General features: G+C 63.6%; 20 protein-coding genes. 7 read left to right on the plus strand and 13 right to left on the minus strand.

Annotated features, from left to right (window positions below; translation table 11 throughout):
• Positions 1–79: 79 nt before the first annotated feature.
• The gene (locus tag ABIB00_RS03510; RefSeq protein WP_354103381.1) at positions 80–1,447 is read left to right on the plus strand and encodes an MmgE/PrpD family protein; all 1,368 of its coding nucleotides are present in this window, start codon (positions 80–82) and stop codon (positions 1,445–1,447) included.
• 182 nt (positions 1,448–1,629) lie between these two features.
• Here ABIB00_RS03510 and ABIB00_RS03515 read toward each other — a convergent pair whose 3' ends face one another.
• Both ABIB00_RS03515 and ABIB00_RS03520 read right to left on the minus strand, forming a co-directional pair.
• On the minus strand, positions 1,630–2,736 hold the full coding sequence (locus ABIB00_RS03515) for a hypothetical protein (protein ID WP_354103382.1): 1,107 nt from the start codon (positions 2,734–2,736) through the stop codon (positions 1,630–1,632).
• Positions 2,736–4,172, minus strand: a complete 1,437-nt coding sequence (locus ABIB00_RS03520) for an MBOAT family O-acyltransferase (RefSeq protein ID WP_354103383.1) — start codon at positions 4,170–4,172, stop codon at positions 2,736–2,738. The genes ABIB00_RS03515 and ABIB00_RS03520 overlap by 1 nt, the downstream gene beginning before the upstream one ends.
• Before the next feature lie 155 nt (positions 4,173–4,327).
• Here ABIB00_RS03520 and ABIB00_RS03525 point away from each other — a divergent pair, with 155 nt between their 5' ends.
• Both ABIB00_RS03525 and ABIB00_RS03530 read left to right on the plus strand, forming a co-directional pair.
• Positions 4,328–6,427: a S9 family peptidase gene (locus ABIB00_RS03525; RefSeq protein WP_354103384.1), complete on the plus strand. Its 2,100-nt coding sequence runs from the start codon at positions 4,328–4,330 to the stop codon at positions 6,425–6,427.
• A 46-nt stretch (positions 6,428–6,473) separates the two neighbouring features.
• Positions 6,474–7,034, plus strand: coding sequence for a flavin reductase family protein (locus ABIB00_RS03530; protein ID WP_354103385.1), 561 nt, complete (start codon positions 6,474–6,476; stop codon positions 7,032–7,034).
• Positions 7,035–7,055: 21 nt separating this feature from the next.
• Here ABIB00_RS03530 and ABIB00_RS03535 read toward each other — a convergent pair whose 3' ends face one another.
• The 5 genes from ABIB00_RS03535 to ABIB00_RS03555 are packed head-to-tail and all read right to left on the minus strand — an operon-like array spanning position 7,056 to position 12,174.
• The gene (locus ABIB00_RS03535; protein ID WP_354103386.1) at positions 7,056–7,775 is read right to left on the minus strand and encodes a ribonuclease activity regulator RraA; all 720 of its coding nucleotides are present in this window, start codon (positions 7,773–7,775) and stop codon (positions 7,056–7,058) included.
• Between the two features lie 10 nt (positions 7,776–7,785).
• Positions 7,786–9,525, minus strand: a complete 1,740-nt coding sequence (gene araD / locus ABIB00_RS03540; protein WP_354103387.1) for an L-arabinonate dehydratase — start codon at positions 9,523–9,525, stop codon at positions 7,786–7,788.
• On the minus strand, positions 9,522–10,382 hold the full coding sequence (locus tag ABIB00_RS03545; RefSeq protein ID WP_354049720.1) for an ABC transporter permease: 861 nt from the start codon (positions 10,380–10,382) through the stop codon (positions 9,522–9,524). Before ABIB00_RS03545 ends, araD begins: the two co-directional genes overlap by 4 nt.
• Positions 10,383–10,393: 11 nt before the next feature.
• On the minus strand, positions 10,394–11,155 hold the full coding sequence (locus ABIB00_RS03550; RefSeq protein WP_354103388.1) for an ABC transporter ATP-binding protein: 762 nt from the start codon (positions 11,153–11,155) through the stop codon (positions 10,394–10,396).
• Positions 11,155–12,174 carry an ABC transporter substrate-binding protein gene (locus tag ABIB00_RS03555; protein WP_354103389.1) on the minus strand — a complete coding sequence of 340 codons (1,020 nt, stop codon included), beginning with the start codon at positions 12,172–12,174 and terminating at the stop codon, positions 11,155–11,157. The genes ABIB00_RS03550 and ABIB00_RS03555 overlap by 1 nt, the downstream gene beginning before the upstream one ends.
• 91 nt (positions 12,175–12,265) lie before the next feature.
• Here ABIB00_RS03555 and ABIB00_RS03560 point away from each other — a divergent pair, with 91 nt between their 5' ends.
• The 3 genes from ABIB00_RS03560 (at position 12,266) to ABIB00_RS03570 (ending at position 17,172) form a co-directional block, all read left to right on the plus strand.
• Complete coding sequence (locus ABIB00_RS03560) at positions 12,266–12,982, plus strand: GntR family transcriptional regulator (protein WP_354103390.1); 717 nt, start codon at positions 12,266–12,268, stop codon at positions 12,980–12,982.
• 193 nt (positions 12,983–13,175) lie between these two features.
• Positions 13,176–13,604 carry a response regulator gene (locus tag ABIB00_RS03565; protein WP_354103391.1) on the plus strand — a complete coding sequence of 143 codons (429 nt, stop codon included), beginning with the start codon at positions 13,176–13,178 and terminating at the stop codon, positions 13,602–13,604.
• A 67-nt stretch (positions 13,605–13,671) separates the two neighbouring features.
• A complete protein-coding gene (locus ABIB00_RS03570) occupies positions 13,672–17,172 on the plus strand; it encodes a PAS domain S-box protein (protein ID WP_354103392.1) in 3,501 nt (1,166 codons plus the stop codon).
• Between the two features lie 150 nt (positions 17,173–17,322).
• Here the strand turns inward: ABIB00_RS03570 and ABIB00_RS03575 are convergent, their stop codons facing one another.
• Entirely contained in the window at positions 17,323–17,958 is a 636-nt protein-coding gene (locus tag ABIB00_RS03575) for a response regulator transcription factor (protein ID WP_007604420.1), read from the minus strand.
• A gap of 150 nt (positions 17,959–18,108) precedes the next feature.
• Between ABIB00_RS03575 and ABIB00_RS03580 the strand changes: the two genes are divergently transcribed.
• Complete coding sequence (locus ABIB00_RS03580) at positions 18,109–18,399, plus strand: hypothetical protein (protein WP_354103393.1); 291 nt, start codon at positions 18,109–18,111, stop codon at positions 18,397–18,399.
• Between the two features lie 48 nt (positions 18,400–18,447).
• Here the strand turns inward: ABIB00_RS03580 and ABIB00_RS03585 are convergent, their stop codons facing one another.
• The 5 genes from ABIB00_RS03585 to ABIB00_RS03605 all read right to left on the minus strand — a co-directional run.
• Positions 18,448–18,951 (minus strand): response regulator, encoded by a 504-nt coding sequence (locus ABIB00_RS03585; protein ID WP_247345197.1) that lies wholly within the window; start codon positions 18,949–18,951, stop codon positions 18,448–18,450.
• A gap of 141 nt (positions 18,952–19,092) precedes the next feature.
• On the minus strand, positions 19,093–19,407 hold the full coding sequence (locus ABIB00_RS03590) for a PilZ domain-containing protein (protein ID WP_247345200.1): 315 nt from the start codon (positions 19,405–19,407) through the stop codon (positions 19,093–19,095).
• A 2-nt stretch (positions 19,408–19,409) separates the two neighbouring features.
• Positions 19,410–20,291 carry a CheR family methyltransferase gene (locus ABIB00_RS03595; protein ID WP_247345203.1) on the minus strand — a complete coding sequence of 294 codons (882 nt, stop codon included), beginning with the start codon at positions 20,289–20,291 and terminating at the stop codon, positions 19,410–19,412.
• A 59-nt stretch (positions 20,292–20,350) separates the two neighbouring features.
• Positions 20,351–20,737, minus strand: a complete 387-nt coding sequence (locus ABIB00_RS03600) for a response regulator (protein WP_247345208.1) — start codon at positions 20,735–20,737, stop codon at positions 20,351–20,353.
• Positions 20,738–20,766: 29 nt separating this feature from the next.
• Positions 20,767–21,063: chemotaxis protein CheW (locus ABIB00_RS03605; RefSeq protein ID WP_354103394.1), on the minus strand; the 297-nt coding region annotated here is incomplete at its 5' end.

Raw genomic sequence — 21,063 nt, forward strand, 5'->3', positions numbered from 1 at the left:
AGCTGATGCCCGCGGTCCCGAGGCCGCTTGAAAGGCCAAATCAGCCCGCTTAACTTGCGCGCCAAAACGAGGAAACACGATGGCCCACGAAACCGCAACGCTCGCCGCCTATGTCGCCAGCCTGAAATACGGGGATATTCCGGCGAAAGTGCTGGATCGGGCAAAAGTGCTGACGCTGGACTTCCTCGGCAGCGCGATCCGGGCCCGCAGCGAAGCGGAATCGACCCCTTCGATCCTGAAGATGCTGGAGGCGCTGGCGCTCGACGCCAAGGGCGACTCCACCGTGTTCGGCGACAGCAAGACCTGGACGCCGGCGGTCGCGGCGCTGCTCAACGGCGCACTCGGCCATTCCCTCGACTTCGACGACACCCACGCCGATTCCTCGCTGCATCCGAGCGCGCCGGTGGTTCCGGCCGCCTTCGCCATCGGCGAGATGGTCGGCGCCTCCGGGCGCGACGTGCTGACCGCGATCGTTGCGGGCTATGAAGTCTGCTGCCGGCTCGGCAACGCGCTCGACCCGACCTCGCATTATGCGCGCGGCTTTCACCCCACCGCCACCGCCGGCACCTATGGCGCAGCAGCGGCCGCCGGCAAGCTGTTCGGCCTCTCCGAGCAACAGCTCATCGCCGCTTTCGGCGTCGCCGGCAGCCAGGCCGCGGGCTCGCTGCAATTTCTGGTCAATGGCGCCTGGAACAAGCGCTATCAGGTCGGCGCCGCCGCGATGAACGGCGTGATTGCCGCGACGCTGGCGCGCAACGATTTCGTCGGCGCGACGGAATCGGTCGAGGGCAAGCATGGCCTGCTCGCCGGCTACACCGATGATGCGCATCCCGACAAGGCGGTCGCCGAGCTCGGCAAGACCTATGAGACGATGAAGATCGGCGTAAAACCTTATCCGAGCTGCCGCTACACCCATGCTGCGATCGACGCGCTGATCGCGATGCGGCGCGAGCACAATCTGACGCCCGATCAGGTCAAGCGCGTGGAGATCGGCCTGCACCGCAACGGCATCACGCTGACCGGCGACGCCGCGACCAAGCGCCATCCCACCTCGATCGTCGGCGGCCAATTCTCGATGTTCTTCACCGGCGCGCTCGCGCTCGACCAGGGCTCGTTTGGCTGGGACGACTACACCCGCCTTGGCGATGCCGCCATCGACGCGCTCGCCGACAAGTTCGACGTGGTGCAGGACGACCGGCTCGAAGTCGGCCGCACCCATCCCTTTGGCGCGCGCGTGAGTATCACGACGGACGACGGCGTGCATGAGCGGCTCTACCCCGATCCCTCGGGAGAGCCGACCTCCTTCCCCGACGCGCAGGCGATGCAGCAGAAGTTTTTGACCCTGGCACGCCCGGTGCTGAACGCGCGCGCGGAGAAATTCGCGGACGCGATTATGACGCTGGAGCGGTTCGATCGCGTGGCAAAGGCGACCGAACTGGGGAGGTAGTAGATTCGCGCGACACGAGCGGTGCACCCTCGCCGCTTGTGGGAGAGGGTAGCTCGCCGCGCAGCGGCGAGACGGGTGAGGGGCTCTATCCGCGAAGCAAACCTCTCACCGTTGAATGCGCGGATAGAGCCCCCTCATCCGGCGCTTCGCGCCACCTTCTCCCACAAGGGGAGAAGGAAAGATCAGCGCTCCACGCGATATGCGGCGACCTGCGCCTTCAACTCGTCCAGCGACGCAAGTGATGCCTTCGGATCGACCCGATATTCCCCACTCGCCAGCCATTTCAACACTTTCGCATCAACGACCGGCGAATGGTGGATGACATCGCCGTAATTGTTGAGGTCGTGCGTGACTTCCTTGATCGCGCGGAAATCATAAAGGCGGACATTGGGAAGCTGCGTTAGGCGCTCCGCCGCGCGCGTCGTGAGATCGGTGACGATCTTCAGCGTCGCAGGCGAGGCGTCGCGCATCGCGACGAATTGCAGGATCGAATAGGGCGGGAAGTAGATGTCGAAGGTCACGTCTGGGTGCCGCGTGATCAGGCCCACGGCATCGCGCTCGAAGTGCCGCACCATGGCGTCGTAGCCATAGCCTTCGCCGAGAAAGCGGCTGCGCACGGGATTTGTGATGTAGGCGAAGGCGGCAAGCGCCTTCTCTGCATTGTAGCCACGGGCGACGTCGAAATCCCGCGGCAGCGCGTAGATGTCGTCGACGTCAGGCAGTGCGAACTTGACGGGCAAATAAGGCGCGGCCCGGGTCAGCGGCTGCCGCAACGGCGGAACCGACCGCAGCAGCGCGAACAGCGATTCCTTCGCCATCGCCGCGCTGAAAAGATAGGACGCGATCCCCTTTGCCGTCCCGCGATAGAGATCGGCGGAGAAATAAGGATCCGTCTCGATGTCAGCCGCATCGACAAAAATAAAATCGTCCATCTGCCAGATCACGCGCTTTGCGCCGCGGTCGATTGCCTGCTCCAGCACAAAACCCTGCTGGCGCGAATTGGAGCCGGTCATCGCCAGCTTGAGCGAGTGCACGCCGAGCGCATGGTCGATGTCGCTCTGACGAAAATGGATCGCGAGCGAGGTGCCCATGAAGGCAGTGTCGAACGACTGGCTGCGGATCAGCCCGGCATTCTGCACGCGCGTGTCGTCCGAATAAAAGGGTGCGACGAGACGCGAGGACCGAAACAGTTGCAGCGGATCGACGCCGTAAATGAGCGCAGCCGCCCCGAGCACGCACGCGATGCTCGCGAGCAGAAGACGCCCTGGATATGTGAACGTGCCCCGCATCAGAACCGGAAATAGATGAATTCGCTGTGGCTCTGGATGCCCAAAATCCCGAACGCAAGCACCAGCGACGCGCCATAGAGGACCAGAGGCCGCATCCGTCCCGCCATCAAGCCCTCTCCGACCCTGCGGTTGGCGTGGTCGTATCCCATGAGTCCTTGCGTGTTCGGCGCCAGCCAGACCAGCGCGGCATAGATCGTGACCTGCGCCAGCGCCGCGATCTCCTCGCGGCCGAGGATGACGTTCGCCGGATCGGCCATGGCGCCGAGAACCCGCAGCGCCCAGTCGACCCGCTCGGCACGGAAAAACACCCAGGCGACGACGACGGCAAGGAAAGTGAGTACGGCCCCGGCGATCCGGACCGGACGCGCAAGAGCCCCCGGGATGTTCGGCACCAGCGCGTTGAAGGCGTGATTGACGCAGAGATAAGCGCCATGCAGCGCGCCCCAGACCACGAACGTCCAGGCAGCACCATGCCAGAGCCCTCCGAGCAGCATCGTGATCATCAAATTGACATAGCGCAGCACGCGGCCGTGGCGGTTGCCGCCGAGCGGGATGTAGAGATAGTCGCGCAGGAATTGCGACAAGGTCATGTGCCAGCGGCGCCAGAACTCGACGATGCTGGTGGCCTTGTAGGGCGAGTTGAAATTGACGGGCAGGAAGATGCCGAACATCAGCGATATCCCGATCGCCATGTCGGAATAGCCGGAGAAGTCGAAATAGAGCTGGAAGGTGTAGGCGAGCGAGCCAAGCCAGGCCTGATCAAAACTCGGCGCGCGCGCATCGAAGGCGAGCGCGACCAGCGGCTGGATGCCGTCGGCAAGGCATGTCTTCTTGAACAGGCCGATCGCAAAGATGATGATTCCGCACAAAATGAGATGCGCATGCGGATGCTTGGTTTCCTCCCGCTCGAATTGCGGGATCATGTCCTTGTGGTGGAGGATCGGTCCCGCGATCAGGTGCGGGAAGTATGTCACGAACAGCGCGTAGTGCGGCAGCGCGTAAGCCGCGACCTGCCCGCGATAAGCGTCAACCAGGAACGCGATCTGGGTGAACGTGTAGAAGGAGATACCGACCGGCAGCAGGATGTGGACCGCGAAATGCGTCCCGGTTAGCGCGTTGATGTTCTCGGCGGCGAAGCCGGCATATTTGAAAATGCCAAGCACCAGGAGATCGCCGGCGACGCCAAGCGCGAGTGCCGCCTTTCGTTGCGACCGAGTAAGCTTCGCCACGATGAGGAGATGGCCGACGCCGTAGTTGAAGGCGATCGAGATCAACAACAGGGCAACGAACTGCCAGTTGCCGATGGCATAGAAAGCGAGCGAGGCCGCCGCCAGCCAGATCACCGGGGCCAGATTGCTGCGCCGCCCGAGCCAGAAATACCCGGCCAGCGCGGCCGGCAGGAACAGCAGGATGAACGGATAGGAATTGAACAGCATCGGCCTGGACCGGAGGCGGGACTAAAGGGATTTGGCCCCTAAAGCATAGATGCAGCCGGTCAACAACCCGATGGCGCAGTCCATGGCGCAGCGGCGCTGGCAATTCGTGGAATCGGGACGATATAAGGTGGAGCACGCATTTGAACGAGGATCGAGTGACACAGGCCAAAACACCTTCCCAGCCCCCAATCGCCCCGCGCCGGCCGCATTCCTTCACGCAGCACGGGATCACCGTGACCGACGACTATGCCTGGCTGAAGGACGAAAAATGGCAGGAGGTGCTGCGCGATCCCGCGGTGCTCGATCCCGACATCCGTAAATATCTCGACGAAGAGAATGGCTACACCGAGAGCCTGCTCGGCCATACCGCCGCCCTCCAGAAGTCGCTGGTGCGCGAGATGCGGGGGCGGATCAAGGAGGACGATTCCAGCGTGCCGTCGCCGGACGGTGAGTTCGCCTATTTCCGCAAGTTCCGCGAAGGCGGCCAGCACGAGCTGTTCGGCCGCATGCCGCGCGACGGCGGCGAGGGCCATATCGTGCTCGACGGCGATGCGCTCGCCAAGGACCACGCATATTTCAAATTCGGCGGCAGCCGGCACTCGAACGACCACAAGCTGCAAGCCTGGAGCGCCGACACCAAAGGCTCGGAATATTTCTCCATCCGCGTGCGCGACTGGGCAACCGGAAAGGATCTTGACGACGTCGTCGAGGAGACCGACGGCGGCGTGGTCTGGAGCAAGGACGCGACGTCGTTCTTCTATGTGAAGCTCGACGACAATCACCGCCCGATGCAGGTGTGGCGGCACAAGCTCGGCACCGGGCAGGCCGACGACACCCTCGTCTACGAGGAGCAGGATTCCGGCTGGTTCACCCATCTGCACGAAAGTACCAGCGGCCGCTTCTGCGTGATCGCCGGCGGCGATCACGAGACCTCGGAGCAACGACTGATCGATCTCGTCAACCCCGAAGCACCGCCGCGCCTGGTCGCGGCGCGCGAGGAGGGCGTGCAATATTCGCTCGGCGATCGCGGCGACGAGCTCTTCATCCTCACCAATGCCGACGACGCCATCGACTTCAAGATCGTCACCGCACCGCTCGCTTCACCCGAGCGCAAGAACTGGCGCGATTTGATCCCGTATCGTCCGGGCATCTACATCATCGATCTCGATCTCTATGCCGGCCATCTGGTGCGGCTGGAGCGCGCCAACGCGCTGCCATCCATCGTGATCCGCGATCTCGCATCGAACGAGGAGCATGCCATCGCCTTCGACCAGGCGGCCTATTCGCTCGACACCATGGGCTCCTACGAGTTCGAGACCACCACGCTGCGCTTTGCCTATTCGTCGATGACGACGCCGTCGGAAGTCTATGACTATGACATGACCAAGCGCACGCGCACCCTGCGCAAGCGCCAGGAGATCCCGTCGGGCCACGATGCGAGCAACTACGTCACGACGCGCATCATGGCGACGGCGCATGACGGCGCCGAGGTGCCGGTGTCGATCCTCTATCGCAATGGGCTGAAGCTCGACGGTTCGGCGCCGCTGCTGCTTTACGGTTACGGCTCCTACGGCATGGCGATGCCGGCCTCGTTCAACGCCAACCGCCTGTCGCTGGTCGACCGCGGCTTCGTTTACGCCATCGCTCATATCCGCGGCGGCGCCGACAAGGGCTGGGGCTGGTATCTCGACGGCAAGCGCGAGAAGAAGACCAATTCGTTCGACGACTTCTCAGCCAGCGCCCGCGCGCTGGTCGACGCGAAGTACACCTCCGCAAAGCGCATCGTCGGTCATGGCGGCTCGGCCGGCGGCATGCTGATGGGCGCGGTGGCCAACCGCGCCGGCGAATTGTTCGCCGGCATCGTGGCCGAAGTGCCGTTCGTCGACGTGCTCAATACCATGCTCGACGACACGCTGCCGCTGACGCCGCCGGAATGGCCGGAATGGGGTAACCCGATCGAGAGCGAGAAGGATTTTCGCACCATCCTGTCCTACTCGCCTTACGACAATGTCGCGGCGAAAGACTATCCGGCGATCCTGGCGATGGGCGGCTTGACTGATCCGCGCGTGACCTATTGGGAGCCCGCCAAATGGATCGCACGCCTGCGCGCCACGATGAGCGGTGGCGGCCCGGTGTTACTCCGCACCAACATGGGCGCCGGCCACGGCGGCGCCTCAGGACGCTTCAACCGGCTCGACGAGGTCGCGATCGTCTATGCGTTCGCGCTGTGGGCCGCGGGGATGGCGGAGGCGTAGCGTCTCGACCGAGATCAACGCGGCCGGACTGCGCGAGGGATTCAACATGCCGCGTTACAACAAGAAGGATTTTCCGACCTCGAACGTCCGCCGCTTGCTGGAGCCAGGCCCCATCGTGCTCGTCAGCTCGGCTCACAAGGACCAGACCAACATCATGACGATGGGTTGGCACATGATGATGGAATTTTCACCGGCACTGGTGGCCTGCGTCATCTCGAGTGCGAACCACAGCTTTGACCTGATCCGCAGGAGCCGCCAATGCGTGATCAACATTCCGACCGACGACCTGGCGCCGACGGTCGTGAAGATCGGCAACAGTTCCGGACGCGACATCGACAAGTTCAGCGAATTCGGGCTGACACCCAAGCCCGGCACGCATGTCCGCGCGCCGCTGATCGATGAATGCTACGCGAACTTCGAATGCCAGCTCGCCGACGCGAGTTGGGTGAAGAAATATGACATGTTCGTCTTCGAAGTGGTGAAGGCACACGTGGCGAAATCGCCGAAGCTCCCGAAGACGATCCACTATCGCGGCGACGGCGAGTTCATGATCTCCGGCTCCGAAACACGGCGATATCGAAAGCTGTTCCGGCCCGGGATGCTGTGAGCCGGCAGCTCTCCAAAGCAATTATCTTCCGTTCTTCTTCCGCCATTCCGCGAAATCGATCGCCGTCTGTGGGTCCGTCGCCGGATAGAGACCAAAGATGCCGCGGCCCTTGTTGACTTCCTCAGTGACGAAGTCCTCGAACGCGGTCATCTCGAAGGTCTCGTTGGCGATCTCGTCGGCGAGATGCGCGGGGATCACGATCACGCCGTCGCTGTCGCCGAGAATGACGTCGCCGGGAAACACCGGCGCATCACCGCAGCCGATCGGCACGTTGATCTCGATCGCGTGATGCAGCGTCAGATTGGTCGGCGCGCTCGGGCGATGGTGATACGCGGGGATACCGATTTTTGCGATCTCGGCCGAGTCGCGAAAACCGCCGTCCGTAACGACACCGGCGACACCGCGCTTCATCAAGCGCGTCACCAGGATCGCACCGGCGGAAGCGGCGCGCGCGTCCTTGCGGCTGTCCATCACCAGCACGCTGCCTGCCGGACAATCCTCGACCGCCTTGCGTTGCGGATGGGAGCGATCCCTGAAGACGTCGATGGTGTTGAGATCTTCGCGGGCCGGCATGTAGCGCAGCGTAAAGGCCTCACCGACCATGGTCGACTGATCCGCACCGAGCGGGTGCACATCCTGGATCATCTGGATGCGCAGGCCGCGCTTGAACAACGCGGTTGCGACGGTGGCGGTTGAAACGGATTTCAGCTTGGTGCGGGTGGCTTCGGTAAGTTTGGTCATCTCATACTCTCTAGTAAATCGAGGGCTCGCCGATCGGCGCGCCGAAGTCAGTTTCGAGGAAGTCGAAGTCGCAGCCGTCATTGGCCTGCTTGATGTGTTTCGTGAACATCCAGCCATAGCCCCGCTCGAAGCGGCGCTCGGGCTGCTTCCAGGCGGCACGGCGCTTTTCAAGCTCGGCTTCGGAGACGTCGAGATTGATGGTGCGGGCGCCGACATCGAGCGTGATGCGGTCGCCGTTCCGGACCAGCGCCAGCGGCCCGCCGACATAGGATTCGGGGGCCACGTGCAAAATGCAGGCGCCATAGCTGGTGCCGCTCATGCGCGCATCGGAGATACGCACCATGTCGCGCACGCCCTGCTTCACGAGCTTGGTCGGGATCGGCAGCATGCCCCATTCCGGCATGCCCGGCCCACCCTGCGGCCCGGCATTGCGCAGGATCAGGATGTGGTCTTCGGTGACGTCGAGGTTGGGATCGTCGACCGCCTTCTTCATCGCGGGATAGTCGTCGAACACCAGCGCCGGCCCGGTGTGCTTGAGGAAGCGCGGCGCGCAGGCGCTCGGCTTGATGACGCAGCCGTCGGGCGCGAGATTGCCCTTGAGCACGGCGAGCGCGCCCTCCTTGTAGATGGGATTGTCGACCGAGCGGATCACGTCGTCGTTGTGCACTTCGGCGCCCGCGATGTTCTCGCCGACGGTCTGTCCGGTGACGGTGATGCAATCGAGATGCAGATGCTGCTTGATCTGGCCCATCAGCGCCGGCAGGCCGCCGGCATAGAAGAAGTCCTCCATCAGATAGGCATCGCCGCTCGGCCGCACGTTGGCGATGACAGGCACCTTGCGGCTTGCGATCTCGAAATCGTCGAGGCCGATATCGAGACCGGCGCGGCGAGCCTGCGCGATCAGATGGATGATCGCATTGGTCGAGCAGCCCATCGCCATCGCCACAGCGATCGCATTCTCGAAAGCCTTGCGGGTCTGGATCGTCTTCGGCGTCAGATCCTCCCAGACCATTTCGACGATGCGGCGGCCGCATTCAGAGGCCATGCGGATGTGGTTGGCGTCGGCGGCGGGAATCGAGGAGGCGCCGGGCAGCGTCATGCCGATCGCCTCGGCAATCGCGGTCATGGTGGAGGCGGTGCCCATGGTCATGCAGGTGCCGTAGCTGCGAGCGATGCCGGCCTCGATGTCGAGCCAGTCCTTGTCGGAGATCTTTCCGGCGCGCCGCTCGTCCCAATATTTCCAGCCGTCCGAGCCGGAGCCGAGCGTCTTGCCTTTCCAGTTGCCGCGCAGCATCGGGCCGGCCGGCAGATAGATCGCCGGGATGTTCATCGAGGTCGCGCCGAGCAACAGCGCTGGCGTGGTCTTGTCGCAACCGCCCATCAGCACCACGCCGTCGACGGGATGGCTGCGCAGAAGTTCTTCCGCGTCCATCGCCAGCAGGTTGCGGTAAAGCATGGTGGTCGGCTTCAACAGCGATTCCGACAGCGACAGCGCCGGCAGCTCCAGCGGCAGGCCGCCGGCCATCAGGATGCCGCGCTTGACGTCGTCGACGCGCGACTTGAAATGCATGTGGCAGGGCTGTGCGTCCGACCAGGTGTTGAGAATCGCAATGATCGGGCGGTCCTTCCACTCCTCCGGCGCGTAGCCCATCTGCATGGCGCGGGAGCGATGGCCGAACGAGCGGAGATCGTCGGGCGCGAACCAGCGCGCGCTGCGGAGCTGGTCGGGCGTCATTTTCTTCTTGGTCATGATTGGGTGCCCCATTTCTGCACGGTGTTCCGCTCGATGGCGCGGAAGATCAGGTTCTCGACAAAAAGCCCGATGATAATCACCGTCAAGAGGCCTGCGAATACCGCAGGTATGTCGAGGAGGTTGCGGTTCTCGAAGATGAACCAGCCGAGCCCGCCCTGCCCCGAGGACACGCCGAACACCAGCTCGGCCGCGATCAGCGTGCGCCAGGCGAAGGCCCAGCCGATCTTCAGGCCGGTGAGAATCGAGCCGAATGCCGCGGGAATCAGGATTTTGGCCACATAGGGCAGCCCGCGCAGGCCGTAGTTTCGCCCGACCATGCGCAGCGTGTTGGACACGCTCTTGAAGCCGGAATGGGTGTTGAGTGCGACCGGCCATAGCACCGAATGGATCAGCACAAACACCAGACTGCCGTTGCCGAGCCCGAACCAGATCAAAGCGAGCGGCAACAGCGCGATCGCCGGCAGCGGATTGAACATCGCCGTCACCGTCTCGAGGAAGTCGGTGCCGATGCGGGTGGAGATCGCGAGCACGGTGAAGATCGCGGCCAGGACGATGCCGGCCGAATAACCCATGAACAGCACCTTCAGCGACGTCCATGCGCGCATCGGAATCGTGCCGTCCTTCACGCGCTCGAACATCGTGATGACGGTATCGTGCAGCGTCGGAAACAGCAGCGGATTGTCTAGGGTGAGGCCGTAGGCTTCCCAGATCGCCGCCAGGAACAGGATGATGACGGTCTTGCGGACAAAACCGTCGTTCCACAGCAGCTCAAGCACGCTCAGCTTGCGCTCGACCTCGGCTGCGCCGGCGGTGGCAGCCGGCGCGTCACGCAGCAATATTCTCGCTTCGCCCATGGCGGCTTCCCTCAATGCGCCGTTGCTTCGGCGGCGAACAGGAGATCGTGGATCTCCTTTTCCAGCCGGCCGGCGCTGCCATCGTCATTGGAGACCTTGTCGACGTCGACCACCTCGGCCTTGACGCGGCCGGGATGCGGCGACAACAGCAGGATGCGGTTGCCGATGCGGATCGCTTCCGCGATCGAATGCGTCACGAACAGCACGGTGAATTTGGTCTCGCTCCAGAGCTGAAGCAGCTCGTCCTGGCAAGTTCGCCGCGTCAGCGCATCAAGCGCGGCGAATGGCTCGTCCATCAGCAGGATGTCCGGCTCCATCGCCATGCCGCGCGCGATCGCAACGCGCTGCTTCATGCCGCCGGACAGCGTGTGCGGATAGGCATCGACCACGCGTGTCAGCCCGACCTTCTCGATATAGGCCCGCGCCCGCGCTTCGGCGTCCTTGCGCGATAGTTTTCGCGCGGTCAGCAGCGGGAACATCACGTTGGCGAGCACGCTCTTCCAGGGCAGGAGCTGGTCGAACTCCTGGAAGATCATCATGCGATCGGCGCCAGGGCCGCGGATTTCGCGGTCGTTGATGGTCATGCGGCCTTCGCTCGGCGCCATGTAGCCACCGACGGCCTTGAGCAGGGTCGATTTGCCGCAGCCGGACGGCCCGAGCAGCACGAAGCGATCGGACTTGTCGACGGTGAAACTCACCCTTTCGGTGGCCGTGACGATTGCGCTGGAGGTCTTGTAACGCAGCGTCACGGAGCTGACGTCGAGCAGCGCCATCAGTTACCCTTCAGATCGTGCGCGACGGGGAGATAGTAGTCGGTCCAGGCCTTGGGCTGGGTCTTCAGCGTGCCGGTCTTGAACAGATGGGCGGCGAATTTCATCGTGCCCTGCGGCTCGAGATTCCACTCCATCATCCCGGGCTCCTTCAGAAGATCGAGCAGCTCTTCCACCGAGGTCTTGTCGCCGGTGATCTCCTTGTAGATCTCGACCGCCTGCCTGGTGTCGCTGCGGATCAGATCTTGCGCTTCCTTGGTGGCGTCGCGCACGGCCTGGATGATTTTCGGATTGGCATCGGCGAACTTCGTCGTGGTGAAGAACTGCGCCTGGCTCAGCGGGCCGCCCATCACGTCAGGCGAGCTCAGCACGACATGCGCGCCCGGCACGTTCTTCAGCTCAAGGAAGGTGAAGGGCGGGATCGAGAAGTGGGTGTGTACCTCGTGCTTGGAATTGGACAGCGCCGCATAGGCGTCCGGGTGGCCGAGCTGCACCGTGTTGACGTCCAGCTTCGACCATTGGTCGGCGCCGAAAGCCTCGGCGGCGGCGATCTGCAATACGATCGCCTGGGTCGAGACTTTCACGGTCGGCACGGCGATCTTGTCGCTCGGGCCGAAATCCTTGATCGACTTGATGTTGGCGTCGCGGCTGATCAGCGTCATCGGCTGCGCCGAGGTCGCGACGATGCCCTTGACGCCACCGCGCGTGCGGTCCCACAGCAACAAAAGATTGCCTGTACCGGTGTTGAGAATATCGACGCCGCCCGCGAGCAGCGCGTCGGTCTGCGCACCGCCCCCGGAGAAGGTGACCCATTTGGTGGTGACGCCTGCTACGCCGAGCTGAGCTGCGTGCTTCTCGATCAGCTTCTGCTTTTCCATGATGTGGCTCGGCATGTAGAAAATGCCGGGCTGGCGCGACAGCGAGATCTCGGACTTCTGCTGCGCCTGCGCCGTGGATACCGAGAGAGCGGTTGCGGCGATTAGGGTGGCGGCCGCCAATTGGCTGCGGAGATGCTTGATCATTGTTGTGTGTTTCCTCCGGGTAAGCGTCGCGCTGCGTTGACCCTGCTGATGCACTAATATATTAGTGCATCAAAGGCAAGCGGGACCCGACATGGAAGCAGCCCATACCGCGCCGCGCGCACCCGCAAAAACGGCATCGAGGCTCGATCGTGCCCGACAGGCCGCGCCGCAGGTGTTCGAGCGGCTGCGCAATGCGATCATCGCCCTGGAGCTACCGCCGGGCGCGCCGCTGTCACGCGCCGAGCTTGCCGGCCAGTTCGGCGTCAGCTCGACGCCTGTCCGCGATGCCTTGATGCGGCTCGAGGAAGAAGGCCTGGTCGACGTGTTTCCGCAGCACGCCACCGTGGTCAGCCGGATCGATATCAACCGCGCCGAGCAGGCGCATTTCCTGCGTCAGGCGTTGGAGCTGGAGATCGTGCGCCTGCTCGCAGCCAACAGCGACGCCGCATTGATGATCCGCCTCGATCACGCCATTGCGCTGCAACAACAATCTGCCAAGGCTGGTGACTTCGAGGCCTTCATGGCCGACGACAACTCTTTTCACGCGCAGCTTTATGCCGCGGCCGGCAAGCAGGATTTGTGGGCGCTGGTGCGCAGTCGCAGCGGACATATCGACCGGCTGCGCCGGCTGCATTTGCCTTCGCCCGGCAAAGCCCAGAACATCGTGCGCCACCACAGACTGATCACGCGCGCGATCGAGGCTGGCGATGCCGATGCCGCGCAACAGCATTTGCGCAAACATCTGTCAGGTACGCTCAGTGAGCTCGACAAGATCCGGAGCCACCATCCGGAGTACCTGACCGACTAGCCGTGTGTGACGGCCCCCTGATCATGTGCACGTAATCATGCATATATACAGCCGTCGAATCCAGACGCCGTTTACAACCGTCGGATGGGCGCGAAGTGCTTGCAGCATGGGCACAATCCGCGCAACAGTTTCGTATTTGAAGCTTTGATTTGGGTCGCTGGGAACATCACTGCCCGACCCGGAGGTTTTTGACGTGGCCAACATCCTGATCGTGGATGACGACCCGGCCGTGCAAATCACAATCCGGCTGCTGCTGGAGAGAGCGGGCCATCACGTCACCCTCGCTGGCGAAGGCCGCAAGGGGCTCGCGCTGTTCGCGGCCAGCCAGTTCGACTTGCTGTTCCTCGACATCTTCATGCCCGGTATGGACGGGCTGGAGACGATGCGCCACATCCGGGCGCGGGCGCCGACCATTCCGATCATCGTCATTTCCGGCCGTTCGATCACGCCGGGCGCTTTCGCAGAACCGGATTTTCTCAAGATGGCGACCAAGCTCGGCGCGGGCGCGGGCCTGCAGAAGCCGTTCCGCCCCGACGCGCTGCTCGCCGCAGTCGACGGCGGCCTGAAGGCAGCGCAATCGACGGCCGTGCCGCAACCCGATGCCGGCTCCGGCGGCCGATGACGGAGCGGTTCATGTTGCAACCTGGCAGAACATTCGGGACCGTACGCGACGTGGCGCGAGGGCCGACATGACCCTCGCAACCCGGCTGGCCATCGCAATGATTCTGCTGGTCGCAGTTGCGGTCTCCGCCGCCGGATGGCTGAGCCATTACAGCCTGGAGCAGGCCTTCCTGCCGCGCGTGCTCGACCGTATCGAGACACAATCCCGGCTGCTGGCTTCCCAGCTCGAAGTCCAGACCGACGGCGCACGCGCCGACATCGTCACGTTCCGCTCCCGTGCCGCGGTACGCGGCATGATCGACGCGCATTTCAACAACGGCGTCGATCCAACTGACCACCTGTCAGAAAAGAACTGGCGCGAGCGGTTGCTGCCCCAACTCGTGGCCGTTGTCGGAGCCAACCCGACCTACGCGAAATTTCGCGTCATCAACATCGACGGCAGCGAATATCTGCGGGTCGACCGATCCGGTCCGACAGGATCGGTGCGCATCGTCCCCGACGATGGCCTGCAAAACAAGGACGAGCGCTTCTTCTTCCAGGAAGCCATCAAGCTGTCGGAGGATCAGGTCTACGTCTCTCCGGTCGATCTGAATGTCGACGATGGCGTAATTCAGATGCCCTATGTGCCGACGCTACGCGTCGCGGCACCGCTGTTCGGGTCCGGTCACCGGCTGTTCGGCATCGTCGTCGTCAATGTCGACATGCGCCAGGTGTTCGACCGTATCAGGATAACGAGCCGGCGCGGGGAGCAGGTTTACGTGGTCGGCCGCAACGGCGATTATCTCGTGCATCCGGATCGCACCCGCGAATTCGGCTCGCAACTGGGGACTCCGACGCGCTGGCAGAACGACTTCCCCTATTTCTCTTCAGTCACCGGATCGACCCTGGGTGCGACCCAGGTCGTGCGGGAAAACGACGGCAAGCCGAGCGGCACCGCGATCGCGCCCGCGATCCTGGCCGAGGGTCAGTGGGCCGGCATCATCCGCATCGTGCCCTACGCCGTCTTCATGGCGCCGGCCGTCATCATCGAGAAGACGACGATCACGATCGGCCTCATCGCGGTGATGGTCGCCGCCGTGCTGGCGGTGCTGCTGGCGCAGTCGCTGACGCGGCCGATCGGCCGGCTCACCACCGCGGTCGATGCGATCGGGCGCGGCAAGCCCGCCGATATTCCAATCGACGCATCAGGCGAGACCGGCCTGCTGGCGCGTGCCTTCGCCCGCATGGTCGAAGAAACGAACGCGAAGACATCGGCATTGGAGCACGAGGTTCTGGAGCACCGGCGCACGGAGGCCGCGCGCGACCAGCTCGCCGTTCGCGAACGCCTGTTCAGCGCGGCGGTCGAATCCTCGGACGATTCGATCGTCATGCAGACGCTCGACGGCACCATCATCGGGTGGAACGCGGCGGCCGAGCGCCTCTACGGCCATACGGCCGAGGAAGCGGTCGGACAGCCGACTTCGATCCTCCTGCCAGCCGATCGCCGCGAAGAGGGCAAGGATTATCTGCGGCGGATTTCGCGGGGCGAACGCATCGAACACTTCGAAACGGTGCGCCTGCGCAAGGACGGCACTCCGGTCGATATCTCGGTGAGCCTGTCGCCGATCAGGGGCGCTTTGGGCGAGATCATCGGCGCCTCCGGCTCGGCGCGCCGCCTCACTGACGCGCGCCAGACCGAGCGAGCGCTGCAACAAACGCTCGAGGAGCGGCGACAGCTGTTCGATGCGTCGCAAGACCTGATCATGATCATGGATTCGCGCGGCCATATCGTGCAGATCAGCCCGAGCAGCCAAGCCGTTCTCGGCTACCCGCCGGACGAGATGATCGGCCGCAGCGGCGTCGACTTCATTCACCCAGCGCACCTCGATCAATCTCGCGAGGAAATGCACGCACTGCGGCGCGGCGACAGTCCGAAGCTCGCCGACACCCGCTGCATCCACAAGGACGGGCGCGAGGTCTGGTTGTCCTGGCTCGGCAACTGGTCCGACCAGGCCAAGCGCTATTTCTTCGTCGGACGTGACATGACCGAGGCAAGGCATGCCGAGGAATCCTTACGCGAAAGCGAGCTGCTCGCGCGCAACATCGTCGAGACCGCACTTGACGCCTTCGTCCAGACCGATGACCGCAGCACCATCTTGAACTGGAGCTCGCGGGCCGAAGAGCTATTCGGCTGGCGGCGCGACGACGTGCTGGGCAAGAATGCGGTCGACCTCATCGTCGCAGAGAGTGAACGCGAGAGGGTCAAGGTCGGCCTTGCACGTTTTCTCGTGTCCCAGGACGGCCGGACGCTCAACCGCCGCCGCGAGCTCATGGTCCGCCGTCGCGACGGCAAAGAATTCAAGGCCGAGCTGAGCGTCACGGCATTGAAGCGCCGCGAGGGCCTGCTGTTCAACGTGTTCTACCGCGACCTTACCGACAAGATCGCGGCCGAGGACCGCATCCGCCAGGCCGAGAAGATGGAGGCGGTCGGCCAGCTCACCGGCGGCGTGGCGCACGACTTCAACAACATCCTCACCGTCATCACCGGCACGATCGGGATCCTGGCCGAAGCGGTGGCCAAGGAGCCGGAGCTTGCAGCGATCACGAAGATGATCGACGAGGCCGCCTGGCGCGGCGCCGAGCTGACGCAGCATCTGCTGGCGTTTGCACGCAAGCAGCCGCTCCAGCCGCGCGAGATCGACGTCAACTCGCTGATGATCGACACTGCGAAGCTATTGCGGCCGACGCTGGGCGAGCAGATCCAGATCGAGTCCGTGTTCGAGGCGGAGAGCTGCGTCGCGATCGTCGATCCCAACCAGCTGACCACCGCAATCCTCAACCTCGCGCTCAACTCCCGCGACGCCATGCCGTTCGGCGGCAAGCTGATCGTGGAGACGGGCGCCGCCTATCTCGACGAAATCTATGCCAGCGTCAACGATATCAGGCCAGGCCACTACGTGCTGATCGCAGTGAGCGACACCGGCACCGGAATTCCCGCCAACATGCTGGCCAGGGTGTTCGAACCTTTCTTCACTTCAAAGGGGCCGGGCAAGGGCACCGGCCTCGGGCTTTCGATGGTCTACGGCTTCATCAAGCAGTCCGCGGGCCATATCAAGATCTACAGCGAGGAAGGCCACGGCACCACGATCAAGATGTATCTGCCGCCCGGCAAGACGCCGACGGCGGTCGGCGAGGGCGTGACACCGGCGGCGATCGAAGGCGGACACGAGACGATCCTGGTGGTCGAGGACGACCGGCTGGTGCGCGACTACGTGCTGGCGCAGCTGCATTCGCTGGGTTACGTCACCTTGCAGGCGGCGAACGCCACGGAGGCGCTTGCAATCGTCGCCGCCGGAAAACCATTCGACCTGCTGTTCACCGACGTCATCATGCCCGGCAAGATGAACGGACGGCAGCTCGCCGACGAACTCCAGAGGACGCGTCCCGATCTCCGGGTGGTCTACACGTCCGGCTATACCGAGAACGCGATCATCCACCACGGCCGACTGGATTCGGGCGTTCTGCTGCTGGCGAAGCCATATCGCAAATCGGATCTGGCGCGGATCATTCGCAAGGCGCTGCAAGCGTAGGGCGCGATCTCGTGTCCCGGACAAGGCGCAACGTGCAACACAGAGCCGGGACCCAGAAAGGTCAGCCGTGAGATTGGAGAGATGGGCCCCGGCTCAGCAGCGCATCATTGCATGATGCGCTGCGTCCGGGGCACGAAAGCGGAGCCAGTCTTACGACGCCCGCTGGGCCGCGGTCATCACGATCCGGATCAGATCGGCGGCATTGCGCGCACCGAGCTTCTTCATGATGTTGGCGCGGTGGTCCTCGATGGTGCGCGGGCTGATGCCGAGCGTGCGGCCGGCTTCCTTGTTGGAGGCGCCGGCGGCGAACTGTTCGAGCACCTCGCGCTCGCGCCGCGTCAACGGCTCGCGTCCGGGGAAATGCAGCGAGCCGAACTTCGGCGCGGCGTTCTCCGACTGCCTGCGTGCATAGGCGCCGATCGCCTCGTCGAGCCGGCCGACGATCTCGCTGCCGCGGAACGGCTTCTCGATGAAGTCGAGCGCGCCGCTCTTGATGGCCCCCACCGCCATCGCGATGTCGCCCTGTCCGGAGATCATGAAGATCGGTGCCGGATAGTCTTCGCCGTGCAGCTCGTTGAGAATGTCGAGGCCCGACTTGCCGGGAATATGCACGTCCAGCAGGACCGCCGCCGGTGTGCGGCTTCGCGCGACGGAGAGCAATGCTGCGCCGTCCGCAAAACAGATCACCTCATAGCCCGCGGCCTTCAACACCATCGACAAGGTGTCACGAACGGCAGCGTCGTCGTCGACCACGAAGATTTCACCGCGAGAGCTTTGTTCAGCCATGTGCCCACATCCGGTTGGCATGAAGGATTCGCGTCCGCGCCAACCGTTATGGCGTTCGGCGCGGATTCGGCCCACCCGTATTTGTACGGGACATGGACTTAACGCACAAGTAGCGGCAAGTCGCCTAATTACAGAGCACGGAGAATATCCATGCTAAATTTGGCCGCTACGCCGCCTCTGGTCGCAATGCCCGAAGCCGAGAGCCGTCTGCTGATTGCGGCTGACCTTCGCTTGCTGATCTCGCAGATCGAGACCAGCATGCGCCGGATCGCCACAGCCATGGATCAAGAACACGGCAGTGATCCGGAAGGTTCCGCCGATGTCTTCCTGCTCGACGACGTCACGCCCCGGTATGCCACGGCAAGCGCCGCCCTCGACGCCTGCCGGGCGGGCCTTGGCCACGCCGTGGAATGCCTGTCGGAAGCCAGCAGCACAGTGTAGATCGCTGCGGCGCGGCGGCCGCATTTCGTTGCATGGCAGGCCCGCGGCTCAGGCGCGGTGCCGTTCCACGATCGCGTCGCTGGCGACACCACCCCAGGTGTGGATCGCCGGCAGGCCCATCGCGGTCTTGCCGAGATTGGCGAGGCTGATGCGCAACGCCGCCAGATCCAGCGGCTTGGGCAGGCTCTGGAGCACGATTCCGACGGAACGGGCGAAGCTGCGAGCGGCGCTGCGGCGCTTGCCATCCATGCCGCTGATGACGATCACGGCGCCGCCAAATTTTGCCTTTGCCATCTCGCCCAGCACGTCGATGCCGTCGCCATCCTCCAGCACGAGATCGAGCGTCACGCAGTCAAAGCGCGCGGCGCGGAGCTTTTCGATCGCTTCCGCCACGGACGGCGCCACGGTGACTTCGTGGCCGGCCTGTCTGGCGGCGACCGTGATCAGGCTGCGCTGCGTGGCGTCGTCATCGACCACCAGGAGCTGAAGTGCGCGCCGCTCGGTGCCGTCGGGCAGGTTTGACGGGAGGGGGGAGAGAGAGCTTCTGGGCATTACCGTATCCTGAGATTGAGACCGGCCATGGATACATGGCTCGCGCTTAGGCGACGTAAAGCCGCTGCGGCAAATTCGGTCGGATGTTTCAGCAAATATGAACCAACGTCTCGGCAAACAGCGACGAGACGCACGTGAAGATCACGCCGCCTCGTCACGGCCACCGGCCGCGCGCTTCTTCCGATTCTTGCCACGCAGGAACTGGATGTCCATTTCGAGGCCGTTGACGCGCACCAGTTCGCAGCGGCGGTAAGCAAGGCCGGTCGACGACAACAGCAGGAAGAACTCTTTCAAGTTCAGGCCCTGAATCGAGCCTTCCACCGTGAGGATGGCGTCAGTGTCGGAGATCGCGTTGAGCTTGCAGTCGCGGCGCCAGGTGCCGTCGATGGCCATGATGCAGACATCGTAGCCGCGACTGAACGTCACCCGCTCCAGACCCTTTCCATCCTCGGACATGCTTATCGTCCCGCCATCACAGCCACGCGCGGCGCGGCGCCGGCGAAAGCCGGCTTGGCAGCTGCGGCACGCGGATCGTTCGGCTTGTAGAGACCGCGCCGCTCCGGAATCGGCTTGAACGTGTCGGTCAGTCCGACCACGGTTTCGGCCGCGCCCAGCACCAGGAATCCGTCTCCCTCGATCTGGCGCGCCAGACGGTTGAAGATGTTGATCTTGGTGTCCTGGTCGAAATAGATCAGCACGTTGCGGCAGAAGATGACGTCGAAGGTGCCGAGCTGGGCGAAATCGTGCAGCAGATTGAGCTGCCGGTGCTGGATCATCGCCCGCAGCTCCGGATTGATCTGCCAGGTCTCGCCGGTCTGCCTGAAATATTTCATCAGCATCTGGATTGGCAGACCGCGCTGCACTTCGAACTGGCTGTAGATGCCAGCCTTGGCCTTCTCGAGCACTTCCTGCGACAGGTCGGTCGCGATGATCTCGACGCGCCAGCCGGTCAGGGCCGCACCCATCTCTTTCAAGCTCATCGCCAGCGAATACGGCTCCTGTCCGGTCGAGCCGGCAGCGCACCAGATCCGCACGCTACGGCGGCCGGCGCGGGCCTTGATCACTTCGGGCATGATGGTGTCGCGGAAATGATCGAACGGGACCTTGTCGCGGAAGAAGAAGGTCTCGTTGGTCGTCATCGCCTCGACCACGCTGGTGACGAGCGCGCTCGCGCCTGCGCCTTGCAGCTTTTGCACGAGCTCGCCGATGCCGGAGAGCCCGCCCTTGCGGGCGAGCGGCAGCAGCCGGCTTTCAATCAGATATTGCTTGTCTGCGGACAGATCGAGCCCGGAATGATCCCTCAGGAACTTACGCAGATACTCATATTCGGTCGCGGTCACGGATAGCCTCTCGGAAGCTGTACTGGGAACACTCTGGCTGGAACACTCCTCCAGATAACTCAGACCATGACTTGTCCGACCGGGATCAAGCCGACTTCAGCGAATTTGTCGGCGATGATGTCTTTGTCGAAGGGCTTCATGATGTACTCGTTGGCGCCGCCGCTGAGCGCCTGAGCGATATGAGCCACGTTGTTTTCGGTGGTGCAGAACACCACCTTGGGCTCCTCGCCGCCGGGCAGGCGGCGCATGTGGCCCATGAACTCGAAGCCGTCCATCACCGGCATGTTCCAATCGAGCAGCACTGCGTCGGGCAGCTTCCGCTGGCAGATCTCGAGCGCTTTCGAGCCGTCCTCGGCCTCGGTGACTTCGAATTCCAGGCCTTCCAGGATCCGGCGCGCGATCTTGCGCACGACGCTGGAATCATCGACCACCAAACACGTTTTCATTTGGTTCTCCGCTTCGATGTTTTTGGGGCTCACGCAGCCATTTGCACTTCGGTCTTCAATTCGAGGACGCGATCGACGTCGAGGACGACCATGAGCTGTCCGTCGAGGCGGTGGACGCCGCCGGCGAGCTTGGCCATGCGGGGATCGAGGTTGACGGGGTTTTCTTCCATGTTGTCTTCGGCAAGCCGCAGCACCTCGCCGATCTGGTCGATCAGCAGGCCGTAGGATTCACCGCGCAGGTCGACGCCGACCGCCATCGGCGGCTTGCCGTCCTCGGGCCTGGGCAGGCCGAGCCGGGCGCGCATGTCGACCACGGTGACGATGCG

This window comes from Bradyrhizobium sp. LB14.3, from assembly GCF_040547985.1.
GTDB lineage: Bacteria > Pseudomonadota > Alphaproteobacteria > Rhizobiales > Xanthobacteraceae > Bradyrhizobium.

Coding starts and splice junctions, on each gene's coding strand:
- araD (WP_354103387.1), bottom strand. CDS start 9,525: ATGACCAAGAAGAAAATGACGCCCGACCAGCTCCGCAGCGCGCGCTGG.
- ABIB00_RS03600 (WP_247345208.1), bottom strand. CDS start 20,737: ATGAAAACGTGTTTGGTGGTCGATGATTCCAGCGTCGTGCGCAAGATC.
- ABIB00_RS03555 (WP_354103389.1), bottom strand. CDS start 12,174: ATGATCAAGCATCTCCGCAGCCAATTGGCGGCCGCCACCCTAATCGCC.
- ABIB00_RS03515 (WP_354103382.1), bottom strand. CDS start 2,736: ATGCGGGGCACGTTCACATATCCAGGGCGTCTTCTGCTCGCGAGCATC.
- ABIB00_RS03550 (WP_354103388.1), bottom strand. CDS start 11,155: ATGGCGCTGCTCGACGTCAGCTCCGTGACGCTGCGTTACAAGACCTCC.
- ABIB00_RS03535 (WP_354103386.1), bottom strand. CDS start 7,775: ATGACCAAACTTACCGAAGCCACCCGCACCAAGCTGAAATCCGTTTCA.
- ABIB00_RS03585 (WP_247345197.1), bottom strand. CDS start 18,951: ATGCCCAGAAGCTCTCTCTCCCCCCTCCCGTCAAACCTGCCCGACGGC.
- ABIB00_RS03570 (WP_354103392.1), top strand. CDS start 13,672: ATGACCCTCGCAACCCGGCTGGCCATCGCAATGATTCTGCTGGTCGCA.
- ABIB00_RS03520 (WP_354103383.1), bottom strand. CDS start 4,172: ATGCTGTTCAATTCCTATCCGTTCATCCTGCTGTTCCTGCCGGCCGCG.
- ABIB00_RS03510 (WP_354103381.1), top strand. CDS start 80: ATGGCCCACGAAACCGCAACGCTCGCCGCCTATGTCGCCAGCCTGAAA.
- ABIB00_RS03545 (WP_354049720.1), bottom strand. CDS start 10,382: ATGGGCGAAGCGAGAATATTGCTGCGTGACGCGCCGGCTGCCACCGCC.
- ABIB00_RS03530 (WP_354103385.1), top strand. CDS start 6,474: ATGCCGCGTTACAACAAGAAGGATTTTCCGACCTCGAACGTCCGCCGC.
- ABIB00_RS03590 (WP_247345200.1), bottom strand. CDS start 19,407: ATGTCCGAGGATGGAAAGGGTCTGGAGCGGGTGACGTTCAGTCGCGGC.
- ABIB00_RS03580 (WP_354103393.1), top strand. CDS start 18,109: ATGCTAAATTTGGCCGCTACGCCGCCTCTGGTCGCAATGCCCGAAGCC.
- ABIB00_RS03560 (WP_354103390.1), top strand. CDS start 12,266: ATGGAAGCAGCCCATACCGCGCCGCGCGCACCCGCAAAAACGGCATCG.
- ABIB00_RS03575 (WP_007604420.1), bottom strand. CDS start 17,958: ATGGCTGAACAAAGCTCTCGCGGTGAAATCTTCGTGGTCGACGACGAC.